The 12,737-nt window shown below is 72.1% G+C and carries 13 protein-coding genes and 1 riboswitch; of the genes, 5 read left to right on the top strand and 8 right to left on the bottom strand.

The window, feature by feature from the left end; translation table 11 throughout:
* Positions 1 to 8: 8 nt before the first annotated feature.
* The 6 genes from ACWGR4_RS12945 to ACWGR4_RS12920 all read right to left on the bottom strand — a co-directional run bounded on the left by ACWGR4_RS12945 (position 9) and on the right by ACWGR4_RS12920 (position 4,638).
* Entirely contained in the window at positions 9 to 848 is an 840-nt protein-coding gene (locus ACWGR4_RS12945; protein WP_452128337.1) for an energy-coupling factor ABC transporter ATP-binding protein, read from the bottom strand.
* Entirely contained in the window at positions 845 to 1,588 is a 744-nt protein-coding gene (gene cbiQ, locus ACWGR4_RS12940) for a cobalt ECF transporter T component CbiQ (protein WP_452128338.1), read from the bottom strand. The genes ACWGR4_RS12945 and cbiQ overlap by 4 nt, the downstream gene beginning before the upstream one ends.
* A gap of 3 nt (positions 1,589 to 1,591) precedes the next feature.
* A complete protein-coding gene (locus tag ACWGR4_RS12935) occupies positions 1,592 to 1,972 on the bottom strand; it encodes an energy-coupling factor ABC transporter substrate-binding protein (RefSeq protein WP_380002916.1) in 381 nt (126 codons plus the stop codon).
* Positions 1,969 to 2,682 (bottom strand): energy-coupling factor ABC transporter permease, encoded by a 714-nt coding sequence (locus ACWGR4_RS12930; protein WP_380002917.1) that lies wholly within the window; start codon positions 2,680 to 2,682, stop codon positions 1,969 to 1,971. Before ACWGR4_RS12930 ends, ACWGR4_RS12935 begins: the two co-directional genes overlap by 4 nt.
* Positions 2,683 to 2,710: 28 nt before the next feature.
* Positions 2,711 to 2,920, bottom strand: a riboswitch (cobalamin riboswitch).
* A 173-nt stretch (positions 2,921 to 3,093) separates the two neighbouring features.
* Complete coding sequence (locus ACWGR4_RS12925; protein ID WP_380002918.1) at positions 3,094 to 3,639, bottom strand: RDD family protein; 546 nt, start codon at positions 3,637 to 3,639, stop codon at positions 3,094 to 3,096.
* Positions 3,640 to 3,777: 138 nt separating this feature from the next.
* Positions 3,778 to 4,638, bottom strand: coding sequence for a class II aldolase/adducin family protein (locus tag ACWGR4_RS12920; RefSeq protein ID WP_452128339.1), 861 nt, complete (start codon positions 4,636 to 4,638; stop codon positions 3,778 to 3,780).
* 833 nt (positions 4,639 to 5,471) lie between these two features.
* On the opposite strand from ACWGR4_RS12920, the gene ACWGR4_RS12915 reads away from it, so the two are divergent.
* The 3 genes from ACWGR4_RS12915 to ACWGR4_RS12905 all read left to right on the top strand — a co-directional run bounded on the left by ACWGR4_RS12915 (position 5,472) and on the right by ACWGR4_RS12905 (position 7,633).
* Positions 5,472 to 5,843 (top strand): roadblock/LC7 domain-containing protein, encoded by a 372-nt coding sequence (locus tag ACWGR4_RS12915; RefSeq protein WP_380002920.1) that lies wholly within the window; start codon positions 5,472 to 5,474, stop codon positions 5,841 to 5,843.
* A 255-nt stretch (positions 5,844 to 6,098) separates the two neighbouring features.
* On the top strand, positions 6,099 to 7,046 hold the full coding sequence (locus ACWGR4_RS12910; RefSeq protein ID WP_380002921.1) for an NAD-dependent epimerase/dehydratase family protein: 948 nt from the start codon (positions 6,099 to 6,101) through the stop codon (positions 7,044 to 7,046).
* A 95-nt stretch (positions 7,047 to 7,141) separates the two neighbouring features.
* The gene (locus tag ACWGR4_RS12905) at positions 7,142 to 7,633 is read left to right on the top strand and encodes a glutathione peroxidase (protein ID WP_380002922.1); all 492 of its coding nucleotides are present in this window, start codon (positions 7,142 to 7,144) and stop codon (positions 7,631 to 7,633) included.
* Between the two features lie 115 nt (positions 7,634 to 7,748).
* On the opposite strand, the gene ACWGR4_RS12900 is transcribed toward ACWGR4_RS12905, so the two are convergent.
* On the bottom strand, positions 7,749 to 8,561 hold the full coding sequence (locus ACWGR4_RS12900) for an integrase (protein WP_452128340.1): 813 nt from the start codon (positions 8,559 to 8,561) through the stop codon (positions 7,749 to 7,751).
* A gap of 241 nt (positions 8,562 to 8,802) precedes the next feature.
* Between ACWGR4_RS12900 and ACWGR4_RS12895 the strand changes: the two genes are divergently transcribed.
* Positions 8,803 to 10,587 carry a bifunctional metallophosphatase/5'-nucleotidase gene (locus ACWGR4_RS12895; RefSeq protein ID WP_452128341.1) on the top strand — a complete coding sequence of 595 codons (1,785 nt, stop codon included), beginning with the start codon at positions 8,803 to 8,805 and terminating at the stop codon, positions 10,585 to 10,587.
* A 159-nt stretch (positions 10,588 to 10,746) separates the two neighbouring features.
* On the top strand, positions 10,747 to 11,745 hold the full coding sequence (locus tag ACWGR4_RS12890) for a LacI family DNA-binding transcriptional regulator (protein ID WP_452128342.1): 999 nt from the start codon (positions 10,747 to 10,749) through the stop codon (positions 11,743 to 11,745).
* A 56-nt stretch (positions 11,746 to 11,801) separates the two neighbouring features.
* On the opposite strand, the gene ACWGR4_RS12885 is transcribed toward ACWGR4_RS12890, so the two are convergent.
* Positions 11,802 to 12,677, bottom strand: coding sequence for a hypothetical protein (locus ACWGR4_RS12885; protein ID WP_452128343.1), 876 nt, complete (start codon positions 12,675 to 12,677; stop codon positions 11,802 to 11,804).
* Positions 12,678 to 12,737: the final 60 nt, after the last annotated feature.

Here is a 12,737-nt window from a genome sequence, read left to right as displayed (position 1 = left end):
GGCCGCGGTCAGTGCGTACGTGGCCGCGCGGGCGGCGCCAGGGCGCTCAGTTCGGCCGGGGTCCGGGGCAGCGTGCCGGGCGGGGCCACCCCGTGGGCGATCAGTACCGCGGCCACCGCGTGCGCCCAAGTCGGCCGCAGGCTCGCCGCGGCCAGCAGCGTGGTGTCCGCGAGCAGCTCCGCGGCCGGCCCGGTGTGCAGCCGCCCGTCGGCGAGCACGGCCGCGTCGTCGGCCCAGCGCAGCGCCAGGTCCACGTCGTGGGTGGCCATCACCACCGTCGTCCCGGCCGCACGCAGCTCGGCGAGCGTGTCGAGCAGCGCCTCCTGACCGGCCGGATCCAGGCCCGCCGTCGGCTCGTCCAGGACCAGCACCTGCGGCCGCATGGCGATCGCGCCGGCGATCGCGACCCGCTTGCGCTGCCCGAAGGACAGCAGGTGCACCGGCCGCGCGGCCAGGCCGGCGATGCCCAGCGCGGCCAACGCCTCGGCCACCCGCGAGCGCACCTCCTCCGGCGCGAGCCCGAGGTTCAGCGGCCCGAACGAGACGTCCTGGGCCACCGACGCGGAGAACAGCTGGTCGTCGGGATCCTGCACGACCAGCTGCACCACCCGGCGCAGTTCGGCAAGTCCCTTGCGGTCGTGCCGAATCGGCGTGCCGTGCAGCTCCACCCGACCCGAACCCGGCACCAGGCCACCGGTCAACAGCCGCAGCAGCGTGGTCTTGCCGCTGCCGTTCGGCCCGAGCAGGGCCAGCGCCCGGCCCGCCGGAACGGCCAGGGACAACCCGCTCAGCACCGGCGGCCCGTCCTCGTAGGCGTAGCCGACCTCTCGTACCCGCAGCGGAATCACGGCATCACCGATCCCAGAAGAAGAGTGGCGACGACGACCGCCGCCACGAGGAGTACGGACCGGGCCATGAAGCCACGCGAGACGGGCACCTCGTCCACGAGCACCCGCAACCGCCCGTCGTAGCCGCGCCCGGCCAGCCCTTCCTCCAGCCGCCGGGCCCGCGCGAAGGCGTGGACGAACACCGCCGACCCGAGCCCGGCGACCGAGCGCCACCGGGCCCGCCGGGTGCGATGCCCGAGCCGCCCGGCCTGGGCCTGGTTGATCCGGGCGGTGGTGTCGTAGAGCAGGAACAACATCCGGTACATCACCGCCGCCACGTCCACCACGGCCGCCGGCACACCCACCCGAGTCAGCCGGGGCAGGACGTCCGACAGCGGCGTGGTGAACGCGAACAACAACATCGCCAACCCGGCCGCACCGGAGCGGGCCACCAACTCGCCCGCGTGGCGCGGCCCGTCCGGCGCCCAGCCGACGCCGTCCGCGCGGATCGACACGAGCAGGGTCAGCGCGCCGGTCACCGCGAATCCCAGCGGCGCACGGGCCGCCCGCCACAGTCGTCGGGCGGGCACCTCGGCGAAGCCGAGCGCGATGGTCAGCACGGTGACCGCGACCAGCACCGCGCCGGGCCACGGCGGCAGCGCCACCGCGCACCCGAGCAGCCCGAAGGAGAGCACGGCCTTGTCGGCCGGGTGGCGGCGGCGCCAGGCACTGGCGTGCGCCGCCGCGTCGATCGGCAACACGGGTCAGCGACCCGGGACCGATACCGGGTCCTGCGCGGCGGTCGGGTCGGGGCCCGGGCCCGACTCGTCGGGGGTGTCGCTCGCCTCGGGCGCGAGCTTTCGGCGGGTGCGCTTGACGCCGAACATGTACCCGACCACACCCGCGCCGAGCGCGGCCTGGAGTGCGAACAGGCCGGACTCGATCTCGCCGGACGGCGGCTCGTACAGCGGGCTGAACCACGGCTTGTAGTCGGGGTCGTTTTCGGTGATCGCGGTCTCGGCCCGGGTGTCGGAGCCGGTGAACGGCTCGTCCTTGTCGTCGCCCATGCCGAACACCACGGGCAGCGCCGCGAGCAGCACCACGGCCAGCACGATCAGCAGGTTGATCTTCGTCGAGCGCTTCACTTGCTCTTCTCCTCCTCGCGCACGGGCCGCGCGTCGCTCAGCACGCCGAGGCGGACCAGGTCACCGCGACTCGACTGGCGCAGCAGGCGCACCACCAGGACGGTCAGCAGGCCCTCGCTGATCGCCAGCGGGATCTGGGTGAGCGAGAAGATGCCGCCGAACTTGGCCAGCGCGCCCGGGAATCCGCTGTCCGGGTCGGGGAAGGCGAGGGCGAGCTGCACGCTGGTGACGCAGTAGGTGCTCAGGTCCGCGACGAACGCGCCGGCGAACACCGCGACGTCCAGCGGCATGGTGCCGCCGCGCCGGTCCAGGAGCGAGCGGGCGAGCCGGTATGCGCCGTAGCCGGCCCAGGGGCCGACGATCGCCATCGAGAACACGTTCGCGCCGAGCGTGGTCAACCCGCCGTGGGCGAGCAACAGCGCCTGGAAGAGCAGGGTGATCGTGCCGAGCACCGCCATGATCGGCGGCCGGAACAGGATGGCGCCCAGGCCGGTGCCGGTGGGATGCGAGCAACTACCGGTGACGGATGGGATCTTCAGCGCGGACAGTACGAACGAGAAGGCGCCGGACGCACCGAGCAGCAGGGTGTTCTCGGGCCGGTCGCGCACCTCACGGGTGAGCGCGCGGGCGCCGTGGACGACGAACGGGGTCGACGCGACGCCCCAGGCGGCGGCGTGTTCCCAGGGCAGATAACCCTCGGCGATATGCATGAGGAAGGGTCCCTCTCCAACACCTCGTGGACGGACGATCGCCGTGGCCGGTCTCCTGGCTGACGGGTCGTGCGTTCACGTGCTCCGCCTTCCCGGGTCCGCGACAGCGGTCCCAGTGGCTTCCCGAGGCGACGAATCAACGTTTCCGCGGGGGTGGAGGAGAACTTCCCGATCACAGTGGCGAGGGCCGCGCCGGCATCGAACCGGCTTCCCGAGCACCACGGCGAGCCGACACTAGTGGTCGAGTGGACATGGCGACAAGGTGGCATCTGCAAACCGTGCGCAAGACCACAAGGCGGGCGGAGCGGCGGAGCAATAGCCGCATTCCGGGGCGGCGCGCGACGACCCGTCGGGGCGGGGCACGCTCGCGATCGTGGGACCGGGCGCCCTGCCCGAGAGGGAAGCGGGGCCTCAGCCCAGTCCGGGGCCGCGCCCACGGACCACCAGGGTGCCGGCGACCCGGTCGCCGACCCGCTGGCCCCGCTCGCTGGTGAGCACCGCGACCAACCCGATCACACCGAGCGCGAACGCGTCGACGCACAACAGCACCCAGCGGATCGCCAGTTGGCGCCGCCCGGCCCGACCGCCGGACACGTCGACCACACGGATCCCGAACACCTGCATGCCCCAGGTGCGCCCGTCGTGCTCGGCGGGCCGCAGCACCCAGTACCAGAACAGGATCGCCACCGCGACCACGAGCACACCGGCGGTGATCGTCGCGGTGAGCGGACCGCTGCGGATCGAACCGTCGGGGTGGGTGGGCAGCAGCACGAACAGGAACATCGCCGCGCCGGGCAGCAGCGCGGAGGCGATCACGTCCACCACGAACTGGCCGATCCGCCGGTACAGCACCGACGGGCCGACCCGATGTTCGATCGTCGGCAGCCACACCCGGGCGCGCGGCCCGACGGGATGGGCCGAGCGCGCGAACCGCTGCGGAAGGCTCCGTTCGTACATGCTGTTGTACTTTCCGCAACCGGGCGGGTTGACTCCCGGCACGGCCGATCTCGCCGAGATTGCGCCCGGTCGGCGGACAGCGGGCCCGACCGGGCGGCGGCGAAATGATCATCGATCGGCGGGATCGACCGAAAACGATCAGATCGTCATCGGGCCGTCGACTCCGAACAGGTCCGGCTCGGAGCGGCTGATCACGTCGTACAACGGCTTGTAGTTGATCCACGCCACCGTGTCGTTGCCGAGCTGCTCCCGGGTCAGCCGCGCGTTCTCCGGCGAGATCGGTCGCAGTTCGCCGGCCGCCTGGGCCAACAACTGGACCTGGCATGAGCGCTCCATGGTGATGAACCACCACGCCGCCGCGTCCACCGACTGTCCGACGGTGAGCAGACCGTGGTTGCGCAGGATCAGCGCCTTGCGCGAGCCGAGCGTCTTGGCGATCCGCCGTCCCTCCTCGGCGTCGAGCACCACGCCCGCGTAGTCGTCGAAGAGTTCGTGGTCCTCGTAGAACGGACACACGTCCTGGGTGATCGGCTCGAGCCGGATCCCGAGCGCGGACAATGCGCGTCCGTGCGTGGAGTGGCTGTGCGCCGCGGCGACCACGTCCGGGCGGGCCGCGTGGATCTGCGAGTGGATCGCGAACGCGGCCTGGTTGACGTGGAACCGGCCCTCGACGACCTGCCCCTCGTGGTTGACCAGGATCAGATCGTCCACGGTGATGTGCTTGAACGACATCCCGAACGGGTTGACCCAGAAGTGGTCTACGAACTCGGGGTCGCGCGCGGTGATGTGCCCGGCCACCCCCTCCTCGAAGCCGAACCGGCCGAACAGCCGCAGCGCCGCGGTCAGTCGCTCCTTGCGGTGCCGGCGCTCCTGCTCGACGGTTTCGAACGTGGGCGGCAGCGCGAAGCTCAGGTCGGTGGGCGAGACCGGTCGCGGCGGCGCCGACCGCTCGGTGCCCGGCGGGCCGTCCTGGGGGCGGGGCGCATCGGTGGCGGACATGTCCATCTCCTCGGACTCGGGGCGCGCAGGGGTGCCGCCGACGCTACCCGCGAGTCACATCCGGGGACAGCCTTGCGCGGGCGCCGGATCGCGCGGGGTCGGGGCGGCGAGCCGGTGCGCGCGGGCCGAGGCGGTGCACGCGGGCCCGGGAGCACGAGGACCGGGATTCTAGCGCGCGAAAGTCGTGCGGATCGGGTTTCCGGCAATTAATCGAATATTGCCCACGACCGCCTTCGGGCCACTCCTACGCTGCCGTTCAGCGAGTCCGGGAGGTCGAGTCCGAAGCAGTCGAGCTCGAATTCCCGGACCCGCTCGAAGGCGACGGGAAAAGTACGCGCGGACGTATACAGGGGGAAGGGGCGCGTGAGGTGAGCGGCGGGGGAGTGCATTCCACGGAGGTCGCGAATATCGGCGTACGGCCACCCGCGGGGGCGCCCGGATCCGGCCGGGGCGACGGGGTGGGGTCGCGGGCCAGGACCGAGGCGGGCCGCCGGGGCACGCCCGCGCGAGCGCCCGCGTCCAGGAGCCCGATCGCGAGGAGTTGGGCGGAGATGGCACCACCCCCACGCCGATCCAGACCGTCCCGGCGCAGATCAGCCGACCCGCCGACCGGATCCGATCCCGGGCGGGCCCCATCGATCGAGGTGGATGTCATCGAAGCAGTCGAGGCCGATCCCCCCGCACCGACCGAGGTCGAACCGATCGCAGCGATCGAGGCGACCAAGGTCGGCGGGCCGCTCCCGAGCGATCCGGACCCGGGACCGGCCGGGTCCGGCGACGAGCCCGTCGGAGTCCACCGGAAAGCCGCACCGCCGATCGCCCCGGAGGCAATCATGGCCAATATGGAAACGGCCCTCAAGGAAGCAATGACGATCGAGGGTGCCGTGGGAGTGGCCCTGGTCGACTACACCAGCGGAATGGCGCTCGGAATTCTCGGCGGCAGCAAGGAACTCGATCTCAACGTGGCCGCCGCCGGGAATACCGACGTGATGCGCGCGAAGCTGCGCACGATGGAGATGTTGCACCTCGGCGACCAGATCGAGGACATCCTGATCACGCTCGGCAAGCAATACCACCTGATCCGACCGCTGTCCGGTCGGGCGGGGAAGGGGCTGTTCCTGTACCTCGTGCTGGTGAAGGATCGCGCCAACCTCGCGCTGGCCCGACACAGCCTCAAGCGTGTCGAGGAGGAGATCGAGGTCTGAGCCCGGACGCGCCGGCGAGCCCAGGCCACCGGCGCCGGCCCAGACCCATCCTCGACACCCTCGGCGCCCCCGCCACCCCCGTGCGACGGGTGCCGGCGGGGTGTCCGGGGACACGTACGGCGGCCCTGGTCTCCCCGCTCCGTCTCGGATATGACGGTACGTCAGATGTACCGTCGAGCCTCGACGTACCTCGCGCGGGCGATCATCCACCCGATCGTGCGCGGATCGTGTCCCCCGAGTCCTCCGAGGAGCCGCATGTTGTCGGGCGAGAAGATCCTGATCACCGGTCCCGCGGGCCAGATCGCCTATCCGCTGACCGAATACCTGGCCCGGGACAACGAGGTGTGGGGCATCGCCCGCTTCTCGAACGCCGAGGACCGGGCGCGGGTGGACGCCCTCGGGGTGACCACGCGCGCCGTCGACCTGGGCTCGGGGGCGTTCGACGACCTGCCCGAGGACTTCACCCACGTCCTGCACCTGGCCACCTTCCAGGGCCCCGGACTCGACTACGACGAGGCGCTGCGGGTCAACGCGGAGGGCACGGGACTACTGCTCCAGCACTGTCGCCGGGCCAAGGCCGCGCTGGTGATGTCCACCGCGTCGGTACTCAAGCCGCATCCGGACCCGATGCACGTCTTCCACGAGAGCGACCCGCTCGGCGACGCCAACGTCACGCACGCGCCGACCTACTCGGTGTCCAAGACCGCCGAGGAGGCGGTCGCCCGCTACTGCGCCCGCGCCTTCGACCTGCCCGTGGTGATCGCCCGGATGAACGCCTCCTACGGCCCCGGCGGCGGACTGCCGACGATGCACATGGACGCGGTGCTGGCCGGCCGGCCGATCACGACCCGCTGGGACCCGTGCATGTACAGCCCGATCCACCAGGACGACATCAACAGCCAGGCGGCGGCGCTCCTGGACGCGGCGTCCACCCCCGCGACGGTGGTCAACTGGGGCGGCGACGAGCCGGTGAGCGTGCAGGAGTGGGCGGCGTACACGGCCGAGCTGAGCGGCCTGCCCGCCGAGGTGGTGGTGCGCGAGCAGCCCGGCACGCTGCGCGGGCAGATCCAGGACACCACGAAGCGGGCGGCGATCACCGGGCCGTGCGCGGTCGACTGGCGCGCGGGGCTGGCCCGGGTATACGCCTCCCGGCGCGACGATTCGGCCCGACCGGGTCGGGCGGCTTCGGGTCGCGCTCGATAGCGTCGAGTCGTCACGTCTTACTCGCGCCGTCGCGGAGCGCTCCACGTCCTCGGATCGGGTGGCTGCGGCGGCACCACGCAGGAGGGACAACGATCATGGGCATCCTCGATACCCCCATCGCCACGCTGGCGGGGGAGAGCACGACCCTGGGCGAGGTGACCGGGGGGAAGGTGGCACTCGTCGTCAATGTCGCGTCCAAGTGCGGCCTGACCCCGCAGTACACCGGCCTGGAGGAGTTGCAGAAGGAGCTGGGCCCGCGCGGCTTCACCGTGGTGGGCGTGCCGTGCAACCAGTTCATGGGCCAGGAGCCGGGCAGCGCGGAGGAGATTCAGGAGTTCTGCTCGACCACCTACGGGGTGACCTTCCCGCTCACCGAGAAGATCGACGTCAACGGCGCCGACCGGCACCCGCTCTACGACGTGCTCACCGCGGCCTCCGACGCCGAGGGCGGCGCGGGTGACGTGCAGTGGAACTTCGAGAAGTTCCTGCTCTCCGCCGACGGCGCCATCGTCGGCCGGTTCCGCCCCAAGACCGACCCGCACGACCCGAACCTGATCGCCGCGATCGAGAGCGTCCTACCCAAATAGCCCGCGCGTCCGCCTCGTTCCCGAACCCCGCGTCGACACCGACCGGGGTTCGCGGACGAGGCGGGGCGCGGGTGTCGCACGAGGCGCTTCGCGGGACGGGCCCGGATCGACCGGGTCAGATCAGCGCCCAGACCGCGGTCGCGTCGTCGCAGACCTTGCCGCGCGGCCAGCGCACGCCGTCCGCGTCGGAGGCCTCCGCGGCCCGTACCCGCGCCAGCAGTTCCGCCGGGCCGAAGTGGCGCAGCGTGGTCATCAGCCCGTCCCAGTCGCCGATCCCGAACCGGTCCACCAGCCGACTGGCCCCGTCGGTGAGCGCGGCGAACGCGTGTACCTCGCCGAGTGCCAGACCACCCGTCAGCGCCTCGCCGGCGGCAGCCGGATCGGCCGCCGCGACCCAGTGGCCGCCGGGCACGTTGCGCGTGGCCCGCACCGTGTCGGCGTACTCCTGATGCGCCGTCAAGTAGCCCGGACTGCCCGGCGGATGGACGTCGCGCCGGCGCCGTGCCGCCGCGCCGACCACGCCCAGTCGATCGTCGGTGACCACGGTGAGGTCGTCGTCCCGCTCGATCAGCAGCGTCGAATCGGACAGCACCAGGTATTCCAGCCGGTCCTCGACCACCCGCACCACCACGGTGGTCGCGGCCGGCGCGTCGGGCCGGGCCAGGTCGCACCCGTCCACGTGCAGCGCCGAGGTGTCCTCGATCGCGTCGTGCAGGCACTCGGCGAGAGAGCGGTCCGGGCGCCCGCCGCTGTGGGTGAACAACGCGGTGCCCAACCGCGCGACGAACCAGGGCACACCGTGTTTGCAGCCGTTGTCCGAACTCGACGTCACACCGTCGAGCAGCACCAGCGTCGTCGGTCCCGCGACGACGAAATCCTCGTTCGGCCCGCCCGGATGACCCGGTTCGGTCGCGAATTCCACGCGCATCGCGGACATCCCTCCCTTATAGGTGCCACGCCGTACGGCTGCCCCGAGCCCGAGGCCGGGAAACGGCCGGTGATCATGCCCCCTGCCTGGGACGCTCGGAAAGTTCACAGCGGTTTCACGAAACGGTTTCGCGTGAGGTCTCGTGTGGGCCGGGGAACTGCCCCTACTCTCTGGCTTCGAGACACCTTCAGGCCCCACTTCTACGCGCGTCACCATCCGGCGCGCCCTCCGAAGGGATCCCATGTTCGGGATTGGACGACGCCGCGGTCGCCTCGCTCTCACCGGCCTGGTCGCCGCGAGCCTGCTCACCATGGGCGGCACCGCGACGGCCGGCACGGACGCCGACCGCGGCCGGCCCTCCGGCACGACGGACCTCGAATTCCTGGCACTCAACGACCTGCACGGCAACCTGGAGGAACCGCAGGGTTCCGCCGGCAACGTCACCGAGATCGGTCCCGACGGCAAACCCGTCTCGATCCCGGCCGGCGGCATCGAGCACCTGGCCACCCAACTGCGCGCCGAGCGGGCGAAGAACCCCAACTCGCTGACCATCGCGGCCGGCGACATGATCGGCGCGAGCCCGCTGCTCTCCGGGCTCTTCCACGACGAACCGACGATCGAGGCGCTGAACAAGGTCGGCCTCGACGTCACCTCCGTGGGCAACCACGAGTTCGACGAGGGCAAGAAGGAACTGCAGCGCATGCAGTACGGCGGCTGCCACCCCAAGGAGGGCTGCTACACGCCCGGCCGCACCTTCCAGGGCGCCGACTTCCCGTACCTCGCCGCGAACGTGCTCGACGAGCGCACCGGGCTGCCGATCCTGGCGCCGGTGAGCATCAAGAACGTGGGCGGCGCGCGCGTCGGCTTCATCGGCATGACCCTGGAGGGCACGCCGAACATCGTCACCGCCGAGGGCGTCAAGGGCCTGACCTTCAAGAACGAGGTCAAGACCGCCAACGCCATCGTGCCGTGGCTGCGGCTGTTCGGCGTCGAGTCGATCGTGGTGCTGCTGCACGAGGGCGGCCTGCCTACGAGCAACGCGTACAACTACGACTGCAACGCGGGCGGCAACCTGGGCCTGTCCGGCCCGGTCGTGGACATCGCCAAGAACCTGGACCCGGCGATCGACCTCGTCGTCACCGGCCACACCCACCAGGCGTACGCGTGCAACATCCCGGACCCGGCGGGCAAGCCGCGCATGGTCACCAGCGCGTCGTCCTACGGGAAGATGTACACCAAGATCGACCTGACCTACGACAAGCGCACCCGCGACATCGTGCGCACCTCGGTCAAGGCACAGAACACGGTCGTGCGCCGGGACACCCCGAAGGCCCCGGACCTGACGCAACTGCTCGCCGACTGGCAAAAGCTCGCCGCACCGGTGGCGAATCGCTCGATCGGCTACATCAGCGCCGACATCCGCGGTCGCGGCGCCACCACGCCCGAAACCCCGCTGGGCGACGTGATCGCCGACGCGCAACTGGAGGCGACCGCGCCGGCCGACAAGGGCGGCGCGCAGATCGCCTTCATGAACCCGGGCGGCATCCGATCCGACCTGCAATACGCCGCCGCCGGAGCCGAGGGCAACGGCGTGGTCACCTACGCCGAGGCGTTCACGGTGCAGCCGTTCACCAACATGATGCAGACCCTCGACCTCAAGGGTCAGGCGGTGCTCGACATCCTGGCGCAGCAGTACTCCGGCGCCAACGCGGCCAACCCGAAGGTGCTGCAGATCTCGAAGGGCCTGACCTACACGACCGACCGGTCCAGGACGGGTGCCGAGAAGATCGTGCCGGGCAGCGTCAAGCTGAACGGTGTGCCGATCGATCCGGCCGCGACCTACAAGGTCAGTGCGAACGAGTTCCTGGCCGGTGGCGGCGACGGCTTCGCCGCCTTCAAGACCGGTACGAACAAGCTGGTCGGCGGATCCGACCTGGAGGCGCTGCTGGCCTACTTCGCCGCCCACTCGTCGGCGAGCGCGCCGCTCGCGCCGCCGGCGGCGGACCGGATCACCTTCATCGGGTGACCCGCGGTTGATCGCCAGGAAGGGCCCGGTCCCGTGGGGCCGGGCCTTTCCGACGTATCGGCGCGCCGGTACGGCACGCCCCCGGCGGGCGTCCCGACACGGGGGCGATCGGGCGGCCCGGATGCCGGGTTCGCCCCGCGGCTGGGCCACAATCGCCCCATGAGCACACCGAGACGCCCCCCGACCGGGGCCGATGTGGCCCGTGCCGCAGGCGTTTCGCGCGCCACGGTGTCGTACGCGATGAACGACGTGCAGGACGCGCGCATCCCCGAGGAGACCCGACGGCGGGTGCGGGAGGTGGCCGCCGAGCTGGGCTACGAGCCGCGCTCGGACGCGCGTTCGCTCCGACGCGGGCGCACCGACCTGGTGATCGTGCCCACCTACGTGGTGCCGTTCGGCCAACTCATCCAGCGGTTCCTCGACGGCCTGGCCCGCGAGTTGCACGGGCTCGGCCACACCCTGGTGATCCACGGCAATCCCGCCGCGCACGGCATCGAGGCGGCCAAGGCTTGGGGCGCGCTGAACCCCACCGTGGTCCTGGTGCTGCCCGAGCGCATGTCCGCCGAGGGTGTGGAATACCTCACCGCGCGCGGAACCGCCGTGGTGGCCCTGGGGCACAGCGCGGTGCCGGTCGCGCTCACCCTGAGGATCGACCACGCGGCGGCCGGCGCGTGCGCCGCGGAACACCTGATCGCGGGCGGGCGACGCGATTTCGCCGTGGTGGTGTCGCGCGAGCCGGGGTTGGTCGAGATCGGTCGGGAACGGCTGGCGGGCTTTCGGGCCTGCGCCGAGGCGGCCGGCGGCACGGTCCGCGTGGCGGAGATGGCGGAGACCGCGGCCGAGGCGGCGCGGATCGTGGAGCAGTGGCGCGCCGGGGACTGCCCCGACGGGGTGTACGGCTACAACGACGAGTACGCGGCGCTGCTCCTGGGCGCGCTGGCCGACGCCGGCCTCGATGTGCCGGGGCGGCTCGCGGTGGTCGGCACCGACGATCTGACGCTGTGTGAGATGGTCCGGCCGCGGCTGACCTCGGTGGCCTTCGAGGAGGTCATCCCGATGCGCGCGGTGGCGGCGGCCATCGTCGCGGCGGGCGAGGGCGCGGTGGCGGGCGAGCTGACGTTGTGGCGCATGGCGATGCGGGTGCGCGAGTCGGGCTGAATCGCCCGCCCGTCGGGGATGTTTGCGCCGTGCCCCGACGGCGGGCGAGGAACCCGTCAGCCGCCGGCGGTCCTCAGCTTGGCGATCTGACGGGCCACCAGGTCGTCGGCCGGCAGGGCGGGGGCGGCCGCGGCCAGGTCGGCGTTGCTCACCACGACGATCGTCGGGCCGACGCGCACCACGATCATGCCGAGCGCGCCGCCCGCACCGGGGCTCATCCCGACCGCGAGCGATTCGTCGCCGAGCGCGGCGTGCGGGATCTCGGCGTACGTGTCGGTCTCGGTCGCGCCGTCGGCGTCGATCGAGGTGATCGACGGGCAACCGCGCAGCGCCTGGCGGCCCTGCGCGAACAGGTCCCGGGCGCCGGTGTCGGTGAAGGCGAACAACTCGACGACGGTGAACCCGGCCGGGTTCGGAGCGCCCCTGGTCACCGACGCCTGGGCGGACGCGATCGGGGCGGTGGCCGCCTGTCCGGGACGCAGCAGGTCGATCACCGGCTGGCAGGAGGGCTGCTGGGCCCGCTCCCGGCTCTCCGGGTCGCCGCGCGAGCCGTCGTAGGCGCCTGCGGGCATCTCGCCCGCGGTCAACAGCGCGGCGTCGAGCCGGGATTGCGCGGTCGGGTCGGATCCGGTCCCGGCCCCGGTCGGCGTGGAGGACTCCTCGATGGGCGGCAGCGCCGGCGGCGGCTCCCCCGGCGCGGTGGTCGCGGCCGGCGGAGCCACGCTCGGCGCGGCCTTGGCGGCCGGACCCGTGGCCGGTGTCGTGCCGGCCGGCGGCGACGGTACGCCGGCCCCGCTCGCGGCCGGCGCGGTCGCCCGGCCGGCCTCGTACTCGCGGGCCAGTGCCTCCTCGTCCCGACCACACGCGGTGGCGGCCAGAAGCAGGGCCCCGGCAACCGCCGCCGTGCCCACCCGGATCACGATCCTGCGCATACGCGCCTTCCTCCGAAGCAACGGGCCCCGACCCCGCCGCGGGGCCTGGACGATCCGGAC

The sequence above is a fragment of the Embleya sp. NPDC055664 genome (assembly GCF_053618075.1).
Note: the sequence above shows the minus strand (reverse complement) of the source record. Positions and strands in the feature narration are given on the sequence as shown.